Here is a 20733-nt window from a genome sequence, read left to right on the forward strand (position 1 = left end):
AAGACCGTCTTGCGAAACACGTACGCGCCGGCGGCGCGGATCCGGCCGAAGGGGCCGGTGGCGATAGCGGTGTCCGACATAGGAGGAAGCTTCTTCCAGTTGGATCAGTAGATTAGGCGACCATTATACGGGAGCGATCTCCGGCGGCGGCGCCCGTGGCCCCGCGCGGAAGCGGCAGGCGGGCCCGCCGCCGCCTCGCTAGGAGGTCGGCGCGCTCAGGGCGCGTACGCCCTCCGGGGTGAATTCTTCAGGCGTGTACACCACGTCGCGATCGCTGCGGGTGAAGCGGATCGTGGCGCGCTCCTGGGTGGCCGGCGTCTCCACGGTCAGGACCACCGGCAGCCAGCCGCGATCTTCGCGAAAGATGAGCTTGTCGGCGCGAATGCGCGCGATCAGTTCGCCCTCGGCGTCGAAGCGTTCGATGACCAGCGGGATGTCCTCCTCCACGCCGACGCAGGAGCGCACGGCAGGGAAGGGCTTGTTCTCGTGCTGGTAGGACTCGACGATCCAGCAATCCCGGCGGCCGGCGCTGGTGGCGCCGATGGTGGCGTGGCGCGGCCAGTCCCAGAAGGATTCGAACAGGTCCTCCGGTCGCACGGAAGTGCCCCACAGGGGCTCGCCGAGATCGGCCTCGGTGACCGGGGTGGCGCCGTCCTGCGGCACGAAGCGGAAGCCGGAAATCTCAGCCTCGGCCGCATCGCGCTCGATCATCAGCGCCTCGCCCTTGCGGTCGCGTGGCCACATGGCGATGAGCAGGGTCTGGCGCAGCGCCTCGTTCTGGCGCTGCTTGATCATCAGCTGCACGGCGCGGTCGTTCTCCTCGCCGGGCAGGTCCACTTCGAGGCGCGCGCGCAGGCGCAGCGTGCTGCTCTTTTGCTGCTGGGTCTTCAGGCGTTGGACCAGGTCATCCGGGGAGGGCAGTGTTTCCCCATCCGCAAGCGGGCCTGGTGCCAGTTCGCTGGTGGCCTCGACGGGTACGTCCTCGGCGGGCACGGCGTCGGCGATGCCCTGGCCTAGGGCCATCTGGGCCTGGACGCCGAAGATCACGGCCGCGATAAGCGGCCAGTGGTTCCGTTTCACGTTCACGGTTTACTCCGCAGTCAGTGCGACGCTGGGGCGCAGGCGGGCTGCGCGCCAGGCCGGGTAGAGTCCTGCCGCAGTGCCCAGCCCCACGGCCACCACAAAGGCGGTGAGGAACAAATCCGGCCCCACATCGGCTTGCAGGCGTCCGCGCATCACTTCCGTGGTCTCCATCAATCGCGCCGCGCCGATGCCGATCGCCGTGCCGACGGCGCCGCCGAGCAGCGCGAGCATCAGCGACTCGAGCAGGATCATGGCCATCACGCGTCGGCGCTTCCAACCGACGGCGAGCAGGATGCCGATCTCCCGAGTGCGTTCGAACACGCTCATGAGCATGGTGTTGGCGACGCCGAAGGCGCCGACCACGATGGCGATCAGCGAGGTGGCGAAGCTCATCGCCTTGGCGACCTCGATGCCGCTGTTGCTCGACGCCACTTCCGCCGACTCCAGCGCGGTGAAGCTGGGGTGCGATGCTTCGAGAGAGGCCTTCAGGGTCGGCGCGTCCGTGGCCGGATCGCGCAGGCGCACGTTCAGCAGGTTGACCAGGCCTGGGCGTTCCGTGGCGGTCTGCATGGCCTCCAGCGGCAGCACGATTGCCCCGGTCTCCACCAGGGAGGGGGTGCGGTAGATGCCGACCACCTCGAAGTCGTAGAACTCGATCTGCAGGGGATCGCCGACGCCCTTGCCGAGGGTGTCCGCGGCCAGTTCACCGAGTAGCGCTTCGCGTGCGTTGTTGCTGGAAGGCATGCGACCTTCGATGATCGTCAGGTGATCCCACAGGAAGCTCGGATACTCCCAGCCGAAGACGAAGATCGTGGAGACGTCTTCCACGCCCATCATGTCCGTGAGCAGCCCTGCCGTGGAGTCCACCTCGGGCAGGTCGGTGATGTCGTCGAAGAGCACCTGCTCGAAGTTGGCGGCGACGACGCTGCGGCTGGTGACCTTCCTGACCACCACGTCCGTATCACGCGCCTCGTAGATACCGGCCCAGCTTGCCTCCAGACCGCGGGCGAAGCCCGTCAGCGCGACCACGGCGGCGATGCCGACGGCGATGCCGATCACCGTGAGGGCGGTGCGGATCACCCGGCGCTGCAGGTTCTTCCAGACGATGGTGAACAGATTCATACGTTTTGCACCGTGGCGGCCTCAGCGGCGCTGGCCTCCTGGCAGGAGCCGTCCAGCATGTGCACTACGCGGTCGGCGCGGGAGGCGACGCTGCCATCGTGGGTAACGATGATCAGCGTCGTGTCGAAATGGTCATGCACATCGAGCAGTACCTGCAGGATGCGCTTGGCGTTCTGCGAATCGAGGTTCCCCGTAGGCTCGTCTGCGAGCAGCAGCGCCGGCGAGTTGGCGAGGCTGCGGGCCACGGCCACGCGCTGGCGTTCGCCGCCAGACATCTCCTTGGGGTGATGGTTCAGGCGCTTGCCCAGCCCCACGCTCTCCAGCAGTTGGGTCGCGCGGGCGGTGCGCTCGCGGGCTGACCGGATCTGGCCGAGCATCGGCACCTGCACGTTCTGCAGCGCCGTGAGGGTGGGGATCAGATAGAAGGATTGGAAGACGAAGCCGATGTGCCGGGAGCGGAAGCTCGCCAGCTCGCGCTGGCCGCGGATCGCCTTGCCGTCGAAGAGCAACTCGCCGTCGCTGGGCTCGTCCAGGGCGCCTAGCAGTTGCAGCAGCGTGGACTTGCCGCTGCCGCTCGGCCCCATGATCGCCAGCACCTCGCCACGGCCCACGGAGAGGTCCAGTCCACGCAGGGCGTGCACCCGGTCACCGTCGTACCATTTCTGCAGGCCCCTGGCTTCGATCAGCGGTGTGTTCGCGGTCATCGGTTGTGTTGGGTCGTGTCCAAAGGTGGGCATCGTCACCGTCAGCCTCCGGTGGCGGAAGCTGAAGGGCGGCTGTTGGGGGTAGCGCTGGCGGAATCCGTGGCAGCTCAAGCGTCTAGCACGGACGCGGAAGTATGCGTTGCCAGCCCGACGCTGTCGAACGACCGGTTGGTACCTGGTGCGCTGCCGCTAAAGGCTGCGAGAGGGCCGTGCTCACCGGTGATGGTCCATCCGCCGTTGCCACGTGATGTGGGTGCGCCTGGCCCACTTTTCCAGGCGGAATTCCCGTCGCACTACGCTGGATTCTTCCGACGCTACAACGGTTTGGAAGTTCCACCTGCGTTTGAACCGATAATTGGTCAACCATTCTGGTTCTACCAATCAGGCCTGTACTCCACACCAACGGCCGTCAAAATCTTTTCCTCGCGCTCAGTGCCCCTCCGCGGAATCCCACCGTGGATCCCGCCCCACTCGGGGGTCAAAAGGTTGCTATTGCGGGCTTCGAGCCCGCATACTGCACCGGTGGTCTTACCGACACATCGAATAATTCAGTCCAATTGGTATTACCAGTAGACGGGATTCGGTAGGCCATCTTGCCGAGATTTCTCGGCGATCTGACTACGCAACCGGGGGGGCCGAGATGCGTACGAAGCAGATCCTGACTCGTTTTCCATCCGCGAAGACGATCCAGGGTGTATCGCTGATTTGTCGAGCGGCGATCACGCCGCCAAGCCGTGGTGGCTGAGAGATGCGCCCGACGAGGCCGCACGCCACCGCGCGAGCAGCCCAGGCCGACGATGCACGGCCGGGCGGCACTACCGCATGACGAATCAGTGATCGACGACTTGCCTCCCCACGTGATGTGTTCGGTCCGATGCGGGCGTGTGCCAACACGCTGAAATCGTTCCCACCCATCAGTACATAGCGATTACTAACGATTCCATTCGCAAGCGCGTGAGGAATCCGACGATCGATGCTGCAAGGCCTGCACGACGGCAGATCAGACAAGCAGGCGGGCCGACGACGGCAACGACATAGAAAGGGAGTTCAGGGAAGTGAGTCATAAGCTCTTCGTGTGCGCCACGCTTTGCGCGGTGCTCGTTGGCTGCAGCAACGATCGGGATAGTCTCCCGCTGGTGTCCGGTTCCAACGGAGCTGCGGATATCAGCGGTAACGCCGTCGTTGGCGAAACCCTGTCCGCCACCGTGTCGGACCCCGACGGCGTCGAGGCTGGTACCGACAGCTACCAGTGGTACGCCGATGGCGATGCCATCGCGGGCGCTACCGCCTCTTCCTTCACCCTGACCGCGGACGAGGGCGGTGCGGACGTGACGGTCGTGGCTCGGTTTACCGATTCCACCGGCTTCCGCGAGACCGTCGAGTCCGCCCCCGTGGGCATTCAAGCGGCGTTCACCCTCGGCGCGCTCTACGTGCACGGACTGGTCGACGGTGCCACCTGCGATATCGCGGCCGTAGACGACACCGGGGTGGCGGGCAGCTCGCTGGCCACAGCCACCACCAGCAACGGTTCCGTTAGCTTCGGCGATCTCGTGCCCGTCGATGGCGCGGCGCTCATCTCCTGCGCCGGCGGCACCTACGTCGACGAAGCCACCGGCGCGCAGCTCGATGCCCCGGGCACCCGCGCGGTGGTGGACGTGGCGAGCGATGCGGTGTTCTCCGTTTCCCCCCTCACGGAGATCGCCACCCAGCTCGCGGAGATGGCAGGCGACCTGAACGCCGCGCTCACCACGTACAACGCGGCGGTCGGCATCAACTTCGGCGTATCCGGGAACATCACGGAGATCGCGCCGACGGACCTCGCGACCACCGCCGCCACCAACGATGACGCGGGGCGCTACGCCACCGCGCTGGCGCTGATCTCCCAACTCGACGCCAACGACCCCGACGCCTCCGCGGGGGAAGTGGTCACTTCCCTCACCACCGACCTCGCGGATGGCACCTTCTCCCAGGACACGCTGGATGACGTCAACCAGGCGGTGATGAACCTGGCCATGTCGCCGGTCGCGGGCAACCTCGACGACGACGCGCTGACCACCGTGCAGGGCGCGATCAACAACGTGCCCGAGCCGGCGGAGTTCGACGGCCTGAGCGCGTCGGTGCCTAATGACCAAGAAGAGGCGCTCACGGGCACGGTCACCGTCACCGACGTCAACTTCGGCGAAGATCAGGTGACTCCGCAGACCGACGTGGCGACCACCTTCGGTACCTTCACCATCGCCGAGAGCGGCGAGTGGTCCTATCTCCTCGACACCGAGAACGCAGAAGTGGCGGGCCTCGATATCGGTGAGTCCGTCAACGACATCATCGCCCTGACCTCAGCCGACGGCACGCCCGCCAACCTGGTCATCCGCGTCACCGCGCTGACCCAGGTGGCCGAGATCACCAACACGATCAACGGCGATACCGGTGAGCTGCGCCTGGACCTCGATCCCCACCAGCGCCAGGGCAGGCTCCTGTTCTCCTTCCTGAAGACGGACGCCCTGGCGGACGACGGCAATCAGAAGGATGCCTACATCGCCCTGTACGGCTCGTCGGGCAGTGTCTCCGAGTCGCTCGTGGATCTTCGTATCCAAGGGTCCGCGGTCAACGACGACGGCAGCATCCGGGATCCGCGGTTCCTGGTGCGCAACACGGACAGCCCGGCCTACCCCGGCGGCATCATCGAAGCGCCGTTCACGCCAAACCAGTGGTACGAGATCGAGATCCTCTGGGACATGGATGAGGAGAACCAGATCACTATCCTCATCGACGGTGAGCCCTTAGGGGGCGGTCCCTTCTCGACGGCCGCGGTCGTCGACGGCGACTTCACCGACCTGGATCAGTGGTTCAGCGAAGGCGTCGAGCGCGTGCAGTGGCGCTTCGGTGACAACGGCACGGTGATCCCCTTCGGCTCCTACTTCGTCGACAACGTCGAGATCTTCTCCGACACGGCTGGCACCATGCTGGCCTTCGCCGACGACTTCGAGAGCTACATGGTGGGCGAGGCCTTCGCGGGCTCCGTCGACTATCCGGACTCGGTCGACGCGGTGGTCTCCGTGTTCGACCGCAGCGCCGACGGCGGCGCGACGCCGGCGGTCTTCTTCAACCTGGTCGGCGCGATCAACAGCGACAGCACCGAACTCCTGATGGACACGGTGACCGTGATCGATCCCGATCCCGGCGAAGACATGCTCATCGAGCAAACGGACACCGCGACCACCTACGGCCTCTTCTCGATCCTGGCCTCCGGCACGTGGGAGTACACGCTCGACACCGAGAACCCGACGGTCGCGGCCCTGGTGCAGGGCGATCGGATCACGGACAACATTCAGATCGCCTCGGTGGACGGCACCACGGCGGAGCTGGTGATCACGATCAACGGCGTTGGCGGTGAAGCCAGCGGCGGCAGCACCAACGTCGCCGTCATCATCGACACGGACGCCAGCGACACCGGTGAGCTGCGCTACGCCCTCGACGACGCCGGCCCGCTGCTCGCGGGACGGGTGGAACTGAAGATCAAGCGCCTGGACGACGACCTCGGCAACGGCGATGCCTTCATCACCCTGTTCAACTCGGCGACCAACAACGACGGCGCCATCCTCGACCTGCGCATCCGGGACGACAGCTTCGGCATCCGAAGCCCAAGTGATATCGACACCTCGTCGCTGCCGTTCACTCTGGACGAGTTCATGGACGTGCGCGTCACCTGGGAGTACCCGGACGGGTCCGACTCGGTGAACCCTGTGGTGGTGGTGTCCGTCGACGGCGTCAGCCTGCCGCCCTTCACGCCGGACAACAATTCCGTCGGTGGGGTCACCCACGTGGCGGTGCGCTTCGGTGACAACAGTGGCGTACGTGAGCCGACCGGCAAGGTCAGCGTGGATGACCTCGCCATCTACTCCGACACGGCTGGCTTCATGGAAGTCTTCTCCGACGACTTCGAGTCCTACCTCGACGGTGATTCCCTCGACACGGACAACGCGGCCTCGCCCTACAACTCGAGCACCTCTGAGGCCACGGTGGAGACCATCGAGGGCGCCAGCGGCCCTGGCAGCCCGGGCAACAAGTTCGCCGCGATCATCGACACCGACCCCGGTGACACCGGTGAGCTACGGTATGCCCTGAACGATGACGGTCCGCTGCTGGCCGGTCGCGTGGAGGTATTCGTGCGGCGCGTGGACGATGACCTGGGCGACGGCGATGCCTTCATCACGCTCTTCAACGCCAACACCAACAACGACGGCGCGATCCTCGATTTGCGCATCCGCGACAGCAGCTACGGTGTGCGCAACCCGAGCTCCGTCGACACCTCGGCGTTGCCGCTGAACCTGGATGCATTCATGCATGTGCTCATCACCTGGGAGTACCCGGGCGGTGATCCGATGCTGATGCCCGAGGTGACCCTCTCGGTGGATGGCGTAGCCCTCGCGCCCTTCGTGCCGGACAACGCGCCCTTCGGCGGTGTCACGCACGTGGCCTTCCGCTTCGGTGACAACAGCGGGGTGCGCGAAGCGACCGGCATCTTCAGCGTGGACGAGCTGGGCATCTTCTCGGACACGGATGGCATGACCCGCGTGTTCGCTGATGACTACGAGTCCTACCTGCAGGGCGATTCGCTCGACACGGACAACGGCGCATCGCCGTACAACTCCAGCACCTCCGAAGCGACGGTCGGTGCCGAGGAGGGTGAAGAAGAGGGTGGCCCGGGCACGCCGGGCAACCAGATCGCGCAGATCATCGATACGGACGGCGGCGACACGGGCGAGCTGCGCTACGCCCTCGGCGACGATGGCCCGTTGGCCGCGGGCCGCGTCGAAGTGTCCGTGAAGCGCCTGGACGACGAGCTCGGCAACGGTGATGCCTTCATCACTCTGTTCAATGCAGACACCAACAACGACGGCGCCATTCTGGACCTGCGGATACGGGATGACAGCTTCGGCGTGCGCAGCCCGAGTGACGTCGACACGTCAACGCTCCCCTTCACCCTCGATGCCTTCATGGACGTGGTGATCACCTGGGAGTACCCCGGCGGCGACACGATGCAGTTCCCCGAAGTGACCGTCTCCGTGGACGGCGTCGCCCTGGCCCCGTTCACGCCGGACAACGCGCCCTTTGGCGGCGTCACCCATGTGGCCTTCCGCTTCGGTGACAACAGCGGGGTGCGCGAGCCGACAGGCATCTTCAGCGTCGATGAATTCGCCATCTACTCCGATACGGGTGGTTCGGCGTTGGTGTTCTCGGATGACTACGAGTCCTACCTCGAGGGCGACTCCCTCGACACGGACAACGGCGCGTCGCCGTACAACTCGAGCACCTCTGAGGCCACCGTCGGTGTGGAGGAATAACGATGCGTCCACTCAACACGTTGCTTAACACCCTTCAGTGCCGCCACGAGAACGAGAGCTTCAGCATGTCCACATCAACGCAGAACACTCGGCGCGATCCCTCGCCGTCCTTCCCCAAAGCGAGTGCGCTGTTGGCCGTGACCCTGACCGCGATGGTGGGTGCCGTCGCCTACGCGCAGGAGGAGGACCAGTCTTCCGAGTCCAAGGAGGGCGTCGAGGAAGTCGTCGTCACGGGCATTCGGGCAACGGTGCAGAGCACGATCGACATCAAGCGCACCTCGGTGCAGATCGTGGATGGCCTGTCGTCGGATGAGATCGGCGATATCCCCGCACTGTCGGTGGGTGATGCGCTCGAGACCATCACCGGTGCCACCTCGCACCAGGAGAACGGTGGCGCCACCGAACTGTCGATTCGCGGCTTGGGTCCCTTCCTCGGCACGACCGTCGTCAACGGCCGAGAAGCCACCAACGGCGGCGGCAACCGGGCCGTGAACTTCAGCATCTTCCCCTCGGAGATGTTCAATAAGATTGCGATCCACAAGTCCCAGTCCGCCGAGTACATCGAGGGCGCGGTGAGTGGCCAGGTGCACCTGGACACGAAGAAGCCCCTCGCCTTTGGCAAGCGCCTGCTGCAGGGTGAGATCAAAGCTGCCCACAGCCCCGATGAGTCCGACATCGCGGGCGGTCAGGACGTAGGGTCACGCGCCACGCTGGCCTACATCGACCAGTTCGAGTTCGACAACGGCGTGCGCCTCGGCCTTTCCTTCGGCGCGCAGCTGAGGGATGAAGCCAATCCTGAGCAGGAGTACACCACGACGTCCGGGCAAGGCCGCCTGGAAGCCTGTCAGCTCACCTCCTTCGACGCCAACGCCCTACCTACGGACACCGATGGCCGCTGCGATGATGGCATTGCGGATGTGAGTAACGACGCCCTGCAGGATCTGATCGACGCCAACCCGGATTTCAACTCGGTGAGCGACGTCCCCTTCGCCTACATCCCGCGCGATCATCGCTACCGCCAGAACTCGACCAGCGACGAGCGCGAGGCGGTCTTCGGCAGCTTGCAGTTCCAGCCGATCGATCGGGTGGACATCACCCTGGACTACCAGTACTCCGAGCGTGATCAGCGAGAGCTTCGCCGCGATCTGCAGTGGGGCAGTACCCAGGAAGATCTCTCGGCGCTTCTCTCTGACCCCACCAGCGGTGTCGTGTTTTCTTCGACGTCGGAAACGGTGATCCACTCGTTCACCACGGATTTCCAGCGCCTGGAGGAGTACGAGGGTTACGGCATCAACTTCGATCTGAGCCTGACCGATCGCCTCAACCTGCGCCTCGATTACGGCTTCTCCGAGACCACCCGCACGGAGACGGACTACGAGATCCGCCTGGGTGCTACGGACAACAACCTGGTCGGCGGCAATCGCGATGACTTCACCGTACTGCTCGACACCAACCAGGGCGGTGCAGCGCTGGCCACGATTCTCAACGACGGCGGCAACGGCTTCGAGGTGACGGACCCGAGCTACTTCAACGCACGGGATCGCGCCCGACTCCGTGCCCGCCAGATCACCCGCAACAACGCCCTGGACGCCTTCCGCGCGGATCTGACCTGGGACGCCTTCGCCGGCCCGATCCGGACCTTCAAGGCCGGCGCACGCTACTCCACCATGACCTACCAGGAGCTTGGTGGCTTGCGCAACGCGCCGGGCGAGAGCCTCTTCGAGGACGAGGACCTGGTCACGCCCGACGGCGGTGCGGACAACGAGGTGACGGATGCGATCCTGGCCAACGTGCTCGGTTGCGCCAACGGCAGCTTCCCGGAGTCGAACTTCCTCTCCAACGTGCGCGACGGCAACCTGATCACCAACGCCAGCAGCGGCACCTCGGTGAACGAGTTCGCCACCTTCAACTTCGACTGCGCGGCCAACGCCCTGCTGGTGAACTACGGGGGCCTTGCCGGTGTTCAGCTGCAGGACGGCATCACCTCCGGCACCACCGACGTCACCGAGGACACGGTGGCCGTTTACCTGCAGGCCGACTTCGACACCCAGATCGGCGGCTTGCCCGTGCGAGGCAACTTCGGTGGGCGCCTGGTGAACACTGAGATCACCTCCGTGGGTTATCGCGGGCCGATCACCGTCGAGGAGATCGACGGCGTCGGCTTTGTCGTCACCGAAGGTGATCCTGGTGAGGAGGGCTTCGAAACCGACGTGCAGAGGAACAGCTACACGGAATTCCTCCCAAGCCTCACGGTCATCGCGGATCTCAACGACAACGTGATTCTGCGCAGCGGCATCTTCCGCGGCATGTCGCGCCCTGACCCCAACGCCTTCGGCAACGGCCGGGCGGTTCAGGACAACGATGTGGGCAACGCGTTCACGACGCTCTCCGAGGCCGTGAACGGCATCAGTGCCACCGGTAACCCCAACCTTCGGCCGATCATGTCGACCAACGTCGACCTCGGCGTGGAGTGGTACCCGAACGAGAGCTCCATGGTGGCCGCGTTGGTCTACTGGAAGCGCTTCAACGGCGCCTTCGAGAACGTGGCCCAGCTCGAGACCTTCAACCTCGACGGTAACCAGGTGCAGGGCTTCGTCGAGACCACCCAGATCAGCGACGATACGAGCACGATCAAGGGCTTCGAGCTCACCCTCGTGCACTCCTTCGATTACCTGCCCGGCTTCCTGAGCGGCTTTGGCGGTCGCATCAGCTACAACTACGCCGACTCCGGCTTCGAGTTCGAAGACCAGAACGGCGGTGACGGTATCGAGGTCACCGTGGACCAGGATACGGGCGAAGTCACGGAGACGGCGCTGCTAGGGATCATCCCCCCGGCCAACCTCTTCGGTCTCTCCAACCACGTGACCTCGACGCAGCTCTTCTGGAGCAACGATCGCTGGTTCGTCCAGGCGCTCTACAACACGCGCTCGGGCTACTTCCAGCAGTTCACGCGCGATGCCTTCGGCCGTATCCGTTACACGCAAGCCAATCAGCGCCTTGACCTGCGCTTGCGCTACAACCTGACCGACAACCTCCGGGTCAGCGTGGAGGCCAAGAACATCCTCGACGAGGCGCGTATCGACGATCGCGCGGTCGACGGCAACACCTTCCAGACCCTGAGCTACGGGCCGCGCCTGTTCTTCGGCCTGCGGGGCAAGTTCTAGGCTAGGGCTCGAAGCTATGAAGGCGGCGTGTACCGCCCAGCGCCACTAGATCCCGGCGCTGGGCGCTACCGTTGCTCGATATCGCATTCTTACGGTGGACTGATCTATGCGTGTTTTCATCGCTGGCCTCGCGCTGGCGCTCATGGCGATGCCGATAGCTCACGCTGAGCACCCGGGCGATAGCTTCAACCTGCGGTTCTGGAAGCTCACGCTACCGCTCGATGACAATGCCGACGGTAAAGTCGACGAGATCAGCGTCAACGCCATCGCCAAGTACACCCATCCGGACTTCTTCTATCTCGACGGCAACGGTCACCTGGTCTTCACCGCCCCCAACAAGGCGAAGACGACCTCGGGCTCCACCAACACTCGTAGCGAGCTACGCCAGATGCTCCGCGGTCGGAACACGAGCATCGGCACCCACGACCCGAAGAACAACTTCGCCCTGAAGGCCCACCGCAACTCGCGGTCCTTCGCCGATGTCGGTGGCCAGTTGGAGGCCACCCTGAAGGTGCTGCACGTCGCCCGCAACGCCAAGCACGGCCACAAGCGGCCGGCGTATTCCGTGGTGGTGGGGCAGATCCACGCCGACAAGGACCAGGCGGTGATCAACAAGGGCAAGGGCTTCGGATGGGGTAACGAACCCATCAAGGTCTACTACAAGAAGTGGCCCGATCATGAGACGGGATCTGTGTTCTGGACCTACGAACGCAACTTGGCCAAGGACGATCCGGACCGCACCGATATCGCCTACCCCGTCTGGGGTAACACCTGGGAGAATGCGGACGATCCCGGCGAGGCGGGTATCGCCTTAGGGGAGTGGTTCAACTACAACATCAACGTGCATCGGAACACGATGTACCTGACGTTCCGCACCGCTGACCCGTCGCGCACCGTCACCTATCAGATCGATTTGTCGAACAACGTGGATGCCTACGGCAAGGTGGATGAGAAGGACAACCCGAAGGGCTACTCGGGCGACGCCTTGTACTTCAAGGCGGGCGCCTACAACCAGTGCAGCACGCGGGATAACGAAGCCATGTGGTACGCCGCGTGCGCCGGCACAGGTGATTGGGCAACTGATCAGGCTAACGGTGACTACACCTCGGTGGCTTTCCGGCGTATCCAAGTGAGCGGTTCGGTCGATCCAAAGCGATTGGCGGGTAAGCGGTAGAGCGCGATGAAGAAGATGAATCTGCGCGTCGGCGTCATCGCGGGTCTGCTGGTGCTGGCCGGCTGCGGGGGCGGCGGGTCACCCGAAGTCGTACGTGAAGCGGCCGATGCCCCCGAGGAGGCGCCTGAGCCAACCCCCGTCGCCACCGACTGCGATGGAACCGACCTGATTAACGTCATCGCCGCCACGGACGACGGTCAGAGCCTAGCCGGCAACGGGCCGGAGCGCGCGATCGACGACGATCTCGATCCCGCCTCGCGTTGGGTGTCGCCGGGGGATGCACAGGCGCTCACCTTGGACCTCGGCGCCCAGCACCTGGTGCGGGAAGTCGGCATCGCCTGGTTCGAGGGAGACCAACGCGTGGCTTCCTTCCGCGTGTCATCGTCCGTGGATGGCGTCGACTTCGAGCCGCTGTTGTCCGACCAGCAGTCCTCCGGCGCCACCCAGCGCTTCGAGCGCTACGACACGCCGGACACGCCAGCACGCTTTCTGCGCATCGAGAACTTCGGCAACTCCCAGAACACGGAGAACGCCATCATCGAGGGCACCGCCTTCGGCTGTACGCTGGAGACGCCGACCGCTGCCTTCGAGGACGGCAACGCGACCGCCGCCGACTTCGCCCTCGATCCCGTGCAGCCGCCCGGGTCCAACTTCGCCTTGCTCAGCTGGAAGCTCGATACCCCCGCAGACCTCGATGGCAATGGCATCGGCGATACGGCGAGCGAGACGGATCTCAACAACGGCTTCTCGGATGGCTTCTTCTTTACCGCGGCCGATGGCGGCATGGTCTTCCGCTCCACGATCGCGGGAGAGAAGACCTCCGTTAACACGCGCTTCACCCGCTCCGAGCTACGCGAGATGCTACGCCGGGGCAACACGGGCATCAGCACCCGCGGCGTCAACGGCAACAACTGGCTGCTCGGCTACCAACCCGATCCCGGGCTTACGATCGGCGGCCGCAACGGCGTGCTGCGCGCCACCCTCGCTGTGAACCACGTGACGGAGACGGGCGATCGCAATCAGCTGGGCCGCGTGATCGTCGGCCAAATCCATGCCGAGGACGACGAGCCGCTGCGCCTGTACTACCGCAAGTTCCCTGAGAACGAGCGCGGCTTCATCTACTTCGCGCACGAGATCCGCAATGGGGATGATCTTTACTTCCCGGTGCTAGGCCCGGTGAACGACGATTTGGACGACGCGCCGGATGATGATGCGAATCCGCAGAACGGTATCGCCCTGGACGAGCTCTTCTCCTACGAGGTCGTTCAGCGCGGCGCCCTGATCGATGTGCTGGTGAGGCGTGGTGACCTCACGGGCCCGATCATCGGCCACAATGTCGTCGACATGCAGGCCCAGGGAAGCGGCTACGACGTGCCGGAGGAGTGGATGTACTTCAAAGCTGGCGCCTACACGCAGAACAGTACCGGGGACGGTGCTGACTTCGATCAGGTGACCTTCTACCACTTGGAAAACACCCACGACTAGCAGGTAGGCGCTCACCCCTGCGCCGGTTTCAAATACCGTTCTCGGCTCTGAGTGGCGCGTTGGCGTAACTCCGCCATCGCTTGTTCCTCCGTGACGTCGATCATGGACTCGAGCAGATGGCGGAAGTGCCGCTGCATCGCGTCGCGGGCGGCCGACGGATCACGGTTCTTCAATGCGCCGATGATGTCCGCATGCTCCGTGCCGCGATCCCCGGCATCCTCCTTCGCACAGATGGCGGCGTGCACATCACGCACCGCCGGGAGTTCCGTGCGCAGCTTCCAGAGCGTCTCCACCACGTAGCGCACGGCTGCATTGCCCGAAGACTCGGCGATGGTGAGATGAAACTCACGGTCCGCCTGCTGCGAGTCCTCATCGTCCGCGGGGTCCGTGCTCGACATCCGGATGATCAAGGCCTCGAGGCGCGCCAAGGCGTCGTCGTCGATCTGCCGCGCCGCCAGTGCCGCGGCTTCGGATTCGAACATGGATCTCGCCTCGGTGAGTTCGAACGCCGTGACTTGCGGTAGCCCCTCGTGGGGGTGTGACGGTTGCTCCAGCACGTACACGCCAGACCCGGTTTTGATCTTCAGGTAGCCGAGGGCCTGGAGGGTGATCTCCGCCTCCCGGATGGTGACGCGACTCACGTTGAAGCGTTCGGCGAGATCCCGCTCACCCGGTAGGCGACTCCCGGGTGGGAACACCCCATCGCGGATCAGCCGTTTCATTTCCTCGGCCACCGCGTGGTACAGCCGTTGGTTGCTCATCGTCCCCTCATGCTCTGCGCTTCGCGGTAAGTGCGGATCGATTCAATCCTACCGCTTCGAGTGCCCCTTTGGGCGCGCTTCGCCGGGGCGAATGGTGCTTGCCGAGGCGTTGATACTGCAGGACGATAGCAACTTAGGGCGTCCTCGCGAGGGAGACCGTGAATGTTCCACAAACACCTCATTGGTGCAGCGCTACTGATTTGCTTGCTCGCCGCGTGCGGTGGCGGCGGTAGCAGCGGTCCCGTCGCCCCCGCAGCCAACACCGCCTCGGGTGCCCCGCCACAAGAACTGGGCATCACCGCCGCGATGCAGGACGGCCTGCAAAAGGGCCTCGACGCTGCGTGGGTTTACGTAGACGAGGGTGGAGGCTCCGTGGAGACGTACTTCGCCGGCACGGAGGACCTGCGCACGGGAGAGCCTGCGAAAGCCGACGCCCTGTTCAAGATCGCCAGCATCAGCAAACTGTTCATCGCGGTGAGTGCCGTCAAACTCCTCGACACGGGAACGTTGCAGCTCGAGGACACGGTCGCCTTCTGGCTGCCCTCACTCGGTGACCGCTTGGCGAATGCCCAGCAGATCAACTTACGGCAGCTTCTCCAGCATCGAAGCGGTGTGCCAGACTTCGACAGCGAACCGGGTTTCAGTTGGGAGGTTGCCCACACAGACCTGGACGCACTGCTCGCGCTCGTGGTGGATGACCCCGCGGACTTCTCTCCGGATGAGCGCTACGCCTACAGCAACACCAACTATCTCCTGCTTGGCATGATCCTCGACGCGGCGCTCGGCTACAGCCACCACGACTTCGTGCGCAACGAAATTCTCTCGCCCTTAGGGATGGTGAATACCGTCTCGCTACTGAGTGAGGTGGATGCGTCGTTGCTGGTGCGCGGCTACTGGGATGGGGTGGATCGAACCACTCAGGACTACGTGGTGCCAGGTGGGTCGATGATCTCGACGGTGGGTGAGACCGGCGCTTTCCTGCGGGCGCTGGCGACGGGCACGCTGCTGAGCGATGCTCAACGCGATCTGTACCTGGATCTGTTCGCCAACGTGGGTCACTCGGGGTGGTTGCCGGGATACCAGAGCATCGCCTACTACTTCGAGGACATCGATACGGTGGTGGTGCAGTTCGTGAACAACACGGGCGGCACCAGTGAGGCGAGCTCCCAGGATCTGTTCGATTCGGTCGTCGACTCCTTGTACGACTAGCGAGCAGCGCGCTGACTCGCGCGGCACCTAATTTTTCCGTTTGACCTGGCCTAGAGCCTGGGGCTTAAATCGGTACGCACTGAGCCCCAGGAGAGAATCGAATTGGCTGAGGGAGGGGAATCGACCCCATCGAGCCTGTCGGCGAGCCTCGGACGCTGGCGGGATGCCGGACTGATCAGTGCCGATCAGGCGCAGGCGATCGTCACCTTCGAGTCCGCGCGCGAGCCGGCCACGCGTAGGGGCGCGGCGACCCGTGCCGTCGCACTACTCGGCGGGCTGACCCTGGTCAGCGGCGTCGGCAGCTTGGTGGCGTACAACTGGGATGTGTTCGGCGGCGCGGTGAAGCTCGCCGCTATCGGCGTACTCCTGCTGTTGGCGTTCGCCTACACCCTGCGCGTGCGCCGGGCTGACGGCACGAGTACCGCGTTGGATGTTGGGCTTGTCATCACCTTTGGCCTGACGCTCGCCTCCCTCGCCCTGGTGTCCCAGATCTACGCCCAGGACGGTGAGCTCTGGGTGCTGATGTTCGCCTGGAGCGCGCTCACCGCACCGCTCATGAGCTTCGCGCGCACCCGCTTTGCGAACTACCTGTGGTACGCCGGACTGGCCATCAGTCTGTTGAGCGCATCCAATTCGCTATACATCTTCGTCGACGAACGCCTCGAATTCTCGGGGCGGGTGGCCAGCATCGCCGTGGTGCTGGTGCTGGGAGGGCTCACCTGGGTACTAGCAGCGCGCTTCGCCGCCAGCTTGCGACCCGGTCGGGCCGCAGCGGGCGGGGGGTTCTACCGGCTGCACTTCTACCTGATTGGCCTATTCGGTAGCCTCTTCTCGCTCGGATCGTCGGACGGGCACCCGATCCTCTGGGCTATCGGCCTGGTGATGGGCGGTGCGGTCCTCCTGGCGACGCCCAGGGATGTCGCCGCGCTGCGCTGGCGCAGTCGGCCTACGCTGCTGGCGTTGGTGGCCCTGGGGATTGTGCTTGCCCTGATTCCGTTGGGGTTGGATGTACGAAGCGACTACGGTGCCTTCATCGCCTTCGCGTCCTTCGTGCTGTTCTGGGGGGCGGTCGCTTACGTGGCGGATCGGTCTGGCGAGGGTCGCCGCGCTCGCATCGCCGTCGGCTTGCTGGCCATCCGTGTGGTGGTGGCAAGCTTCGAGCTGTTCGAGAGCCTTCTGGTCACCGGGGTCGTGCTCGTCTCGCTAGGCGCCTGCGCCCTACTCTGGTCGAGGTTGGCGTGGTCGAGTAAGCCCGCCGGAGAGACGCCTTGAATCAGTTGGGCGACAGCGCCGCCCGTCCCCTTTCCCCGCTGTTCCTGGTGGCGGCGCTGCTGCCGTTGCTGGGCTTTATCGGGTCCATCGCGCTGGCGGAGATAGGCCGCTGGGGGGCGCCAGCGATTCAAATTGCCATCGAGGGCTTTGACCCTCGCGATCCGATCCGGGGGCGCTACCTACTCTACCGAGTGAGCACGAACGCTCCCCGCGCGGTGGACGGTTACCCGGCGCAGGCCTGCGCTGGAACGCCCGAAGCTGGGATCAGTCCTGTGTACCTACTGGGGCCGGACTGGTCGACGTCGAAGTGCGAACACACCCTGCCGGTGGACTTCGTGCTCGATGACCACCGTTACTTCGTTCAGCAGGACAAAGCTCGCGAGCTGGAGCGCGCTGTGCGGGAGAGAAGGGCGAGTATCGTGATTCGGCTCTCGAGTGAACGGCGCGTCGCGGTGGAGGAACTCGTCATCGAGCCCGAAGCGGGCGATGAATCAGCGGTGAACTAGGGAAGCTCTGCACAAGTCCGCCCACCACCCCTGCGCACGTCGCTGGACGCACAGGGCTGGCGGCCGGACTTATGCAGAGCTTCCCTAGTCAGCAGCCACACTCGCGCGTCGTCGGCGCATCTGCCCGGATCACCGGCGCGAGACGGTATCGCGTCGGAAGTGTCGCCTCCTTGGGGCACCCACTGAAGGGCACCGAGATCCCGGGGCCAATATTCCTCAGTATTCAACTGGCATTCCTGATATTCCTGCCGAAAATACGCCCCATGGCAGGAGGAATTCTATGAAATTCGGTGAGTTACTAAAGCAGGCGCGGGTGGCCCGAGAGTGGACGCAGCCCGAGGCATGCGCCGAGATCGGCATCGAGCAGTCGTACCTCTCCAAGCTGGAGTCGGGCAAATCGGTCCCATCGGAGGACGTCTATCAGCGCCTCGTCAGCGTTTACGAGCTGGACGCGGCGGCCTTGGCAGCAGCCCTGTACCCGGCGGAGCTGGACCGTCTGCGCTCAATCACGGCGGTGCGCGAGGCGATCCTGACCCAGAGCTCCCGCGCCGACGCAGGCCGCCGCCGCTGGTTGCTGGGCGGCGTCGTGGCCCTGGCCCTAGGCGGCGCCCTGATAGGACTCGCCCAGTTGGGTCACGGGGGCGTCGATCAGCAGTTCACCTACCAGTCCGTCGGCGTCGTGGAAGGGGACGAACCGCTGGACGCGCTCGAGACCCTGGATGGCGACTCCGCGCCGGAGCTGCTCGGCCGCGTGGACGAACGCATCGAGTCCTTCGACCGCTACCGAGGGCCACGCTTCATCGAGACGCTTCCATCGGGTGGCCGTCGCGCATGGACGCTGGTAGGCGGCTACGACGCGCCACGCGTCGGCCCCTACCGCATCGCGTTGGTGCCCGGCCTCGCGCTGCTCTTCGCCGGGCTCGGCTGCTTCTTTGTCAGCTGGCGCTGGCGCTAGGAGGGAATCATGAACCGCGCATTGGTCCTATCTGCTCTGCTGCTACTCAACCTCCCGTTCCACGCCGGCGCTGCCGAGCCGCGACAGCCCGTAGGTGGCGAGGCCTTGGATCGCCAGATCACAGCCTTGATGGCACGGGAGGAAGTGGTGGGTCTCGCCGTCGCCATCATCGACCACGGTGAAATCACCCACCTCGGGGCCTATGGCCACCGCAACCTCGCGCGAGGTCTGCCCCTGGAAACGGACACGATCATGTACGGCGCGTCGCTCACCAAGGCGGCCTTCGCTTACATGGTGCTGCAACTGGTGGATGAGGGCCTCCTCGACCTCGATCGCTCGATCGCCGACTACCTGGCGAAACCCCTCTCCGAGTACAAGGAGTACCGCGCCTTCGCCGGCGACGACACCTGGCGAGCACTGACGCCGAGGATCATCCTCTCCCACCGCACGGGTCTTTCGAACCTGAGATACCTGGAGCCCGACCGCCAGCCACGCTTCCACTTCGCCCCCGGCACGCACTACGCCTACTCGGGCGAGGGCTTTTGGGTGCTCCAGCGCGTGCTCGAGTACGGGCTGGGCCTCGATATCAAGGAGGAGATGCGCAAGCGTGTCTTCGAGCCCTTCGGTTTGATCCATACGGACATGCAATGGCGGGAGAGTTTCGCTGACAACCTGGCCGACGGCTACGCCATGGACGGCAGCTTCGAGCCCCATGATGAGCGCAGCAATGTGAGCGCTTCGGGTTCCATGGACACGACGATCGCCGATCAGGCCAAACTGTGGCAGGCGATGTTTGCCGGCGAGCGCTTGTCCGAGGAGATGCGCGCGGAATGGGTGCGGGCGCAGTTCCCGATCCGAACCCAGCAGAAGTTCCCCACGGTGCAGATGCACGCGACGCACGTGAGCGGTGGTGAAGAGAGCCAGCTAGCGGCAGGGTTAGGTATCGAGGTATGGAAAGGCCAGAATGGACCGGCGTTTGCCAAGGGTGGTCACAACCCCTGGACCGCCAACCTCGTCATCTGCCAAGCGCAGGCTGAGCGTTGCCTGGTCATGCTCGCCAACAGCGTGCGCGCCGAGATCATCTTTCCGGCGTTGGCGGAGCTGATCTTGGGCGAGACTGCCTATCCCTGGTGGTGGGTTTACCCCTCGCTGCATGGGCCGGACGCCGCGGGTGACGCTGACTGAGGGAGGGGCGCAGCGCCGAGGTGTCTCGCGCGCTGCGCTGTGCGCTCAGTAACCCAGCGCCGGAGGCCCATTCTGCCGGTGGGATCAGGGGGCGCCGGGGACCTCGTCCTCGTAACGGTCCCAGTGCTGGACGATCTCGTCGATCACCGTACCGCCCACCAGGTACAGCGACTCGAGCGAGGCGATCAACCCTGCGTAGCCTTCGTTCTCGCGCAGGAGGTTGTCCGCCGCGCTCACGCCCGGGGGCGGCATGGTGTAGTTGCTGCCCGTGCGCAGCACCATGAAGCGGTGCTTGTCGACGCGATCGATTTCGTGCAGGTAGCGGATCGCCTGGAAGGTGCCCGTGTCCTCCATGGCGGAGGTCACGAAATCGGCGTTGCCATCGGACCAGTAGGACACCCAGTCGTTGGCCCATTGGTTGAGCAGGGTGCCGTGCCAGAAGGTCATGGCGGCGATGTGGCCGCCGCGGGTCACGAAGGGCGGCAGGCGTGCCTTGTCGTGCTCGGTGTAGAGCGCGCGCGTCTCCTGCAGGGCCTCGGTGTCGGGCAGGTCGAGGTCTTTGGTGAGCTCGTAAGCCCAGTCTCGCAGGCCCTCGTTGATCAGGTGCACCTCGCCCATGGGTTCTGGCTTGTTCGGGTCGTAGGGGCGCTTGCTGTTCATGGCGAAGTAGCCCGTGGGCCAGTCCTCGGGCTTCTCGCGCGCGTCGATCTCGTGGGAGAGATCGCCGTCGACGAGGTAGGCGGACCACACGGCGGAGCCGATCGACGC

General features: G+C 64.8%; 14 protein-coding genes. 9 read left to right on the forward strand and 5 right to left on the reverse strand.

What is annotated here, in order from left to right; all coding sequences use genetic code 11:
- Nucleotides 1–198: 198 nt before the first annotated feature.
- The 3 genes from AAF184_17955 to AAF184_17965 are packed head-to-tail and all read right to left on the reverse strand — an operon-like array spanning nt 199 to nt 2909.
- Complete coding sequence (locus AAF184_17955) at nt 199–1086, reverse strand: outer membrane lipoprotein-sorting protein (protein ID MEO0424228.1); 888 nt, start codon at nt 1084–1086, stop codon at nt 199–201.
- A gap of 3 nt (nt 1087–1089) precedes the next feature.
- The gene (locus tag AAF184_17960) at nt 1090–2205 is read right to left on the reverse strand and encodes an FtsX-like permease family protein (protein MEO0424229.1); all 1116 of its coding nucleotides are present in this window, start codon (nt 2203–2205) and stop codon (nt 1090–1092) included.
- On the reverse strand, nt 2202–2909 hold the full coding sequence (locus AAF184_17965; protein MEO0424230.1) for an ABC transporter ATP-binding protein: 708 nt from the start codon (nt 2907–2909) through the stop codon (nt 2202–2204). Before AAF184_17965 ends, AAF184_17960 begins: the two co-directional genes overlap by 4 nt.
- 1055 nt (nt 2910–3964) lie before the next feature.
- On the opposite strand from AAF184_17965, the gene AAF184_17970 reads away from it, so the two are divergent.
- The 4 genes from AAF184_17970 (at nt 3965) to AAF184_17985 (ending at nt 14077) form a co-directional block, all read left to right on the forward strand.
- On the forward strand, nt 3965–8254 hold the full coding sequence (locus tag AAF184_17970) for a VCBS domain-containing protein (protein MEO0424231.1): 4290 nt from the start codon (nt 3965–3967) through the stop codon (nt 8252–8254).
- Between the two features lie 65 nt (nt 8255–8319).
- Nucleotides 8320–11418 carry a TonB-dependent receptor gene (locus tag AAF184_17975; GenBank protein ID MEO0424232.1) on the forward strand — a complete coding sequence of 1033 codons (3099 nt, stop codon included), beginning with the start codon at nt 8320–8322 and terminating at the stop codon, nt 11416–11418.
- Nucleotides 11419–11560: 142 nt separating this feature from the next.
- Nucleotides 11561–12592 carry a polysaccharide lyase family 7 protein gene (locus AAF184_17980; protein MEO0424233.1) on the forward strand — a complete coding sequence of 344 codons (1032 nt, stop codon included), beginning with the start codon at nt 11561–11563 and terminating at the stop codon, nt 12590–12592.
- 6 nt (nt 12593–12598) lie between these two features.
- Nucleotides 12599–14077: a polysaccharide lyase family 7 protein gene (locus tag AAF184_17985; protein ID MEO0424234.1), complete on the forward strand. Its 1479-nt coding sequence runs from the start codon at nt 12599–12601 to the stop codon at nt 14075–14077.
- An 11-nt stretch (nt 14078–14088) separates the two neighbouring features.
- On the opposite strand, the gene AAF184_17990 is transcribed toward AAF184_17985, so the two are convergent.
- On the reverse strand, nt 14089–14838 hold the full coding sequence (locus tag AAF184_17990) for a FadR/GntR family transcriptional regulator (GenBank protein MEO0424235.1): 750 nt from the start codon (nt 14836–14838) through the stop codon (nt 14089–14091).
- 162 nt (nt 14839–15000) lie between these two features.
- Between AAF184_17990 and AAF184_17995 the strand changes: the two genes are divergently transcribed.
- The 5 genes from AAF184_17995 to AAF184_18015 all read left to right on the forward strand — a co-directional run bounded on the left by AAF184_17995 (nt 15001) and on the right by AAF184_18015 (nt 19965).
- Complete coding sequence (locus tag AAF184_17995) at nt 15001–16047, forward strand: serine hydrolase domain-containing protein (GenBank protein ID MEO0424236.1); 1047 nt, start codon at nt 15001–15003, stop codon at nt 16045–16047.
- A 102-nt stretch (nt 16048–16149) separates the two neighbouring features.
- A complete protein-coding gene (locus tag AAF184_18000) occupies nt 16150–17319 on the forward strand; it encodes a DUF2157 domain-containing protein (GenBank protein ID MEO0424237.1) in 1170 nt (389 codons plus the stop codon).
- Entirely contained in the window at nt 17316–17825 is a 510-nt protein-coding gene (locus AAF184_18005) for a GDYXXLXY domain-containing protein (GenBank protein ID MEO0424238.1), read from the forward strand. The genes AAF184_18000 and AAF184_18005 overlap by 4 nt, the downstream gene beginning before the upstream one ends.
- A 280-nt stretch (nt 17826–18105) precedes the next feature.
- A complete protein-coding gene (locus AAF184_18010) occupies nt 18106–18780 on the forward strand; it encodes a helix-turn-helix transcriptional regulator (protein ID MEO0424239.1) in 675 nt (224 codons plus the stop codon).
- A 9-nt stretch (nt 18781–18789) separates the two neighbouring features.
- A complete protein-coding gene (locus AAF184_18015) occupies nt 18790–19965 on the forward strand; it encodes a serine hydrolase domain-containing protein (protein ID MEO0424240.1) in 1176 nt (391 codons plus the stop codon).
- Nucleotides 19966–20049: 84 nt separating this feature from the next.
- Here the strand turns inward: AAF184_18015 and AAF184_18020 are convergent.
- Nucleotides 20050–20733 (reverse strand): purine nucleoside permease (locus tag AAF184_18020; protein ID MEO0424241.1); only part of this gene is annotated, 684 nt, incomplete at its 5' end.

Source organism: Pseudomonadota bacterium, assembly GCA_039815145.1.
In the GTDB taxonomy this organism is placed as follows: Bacteria; Pseudomonadota; Gammaproteobacteria; order Steroidobacterales; family JBCBZW01; genus JBCBZW01.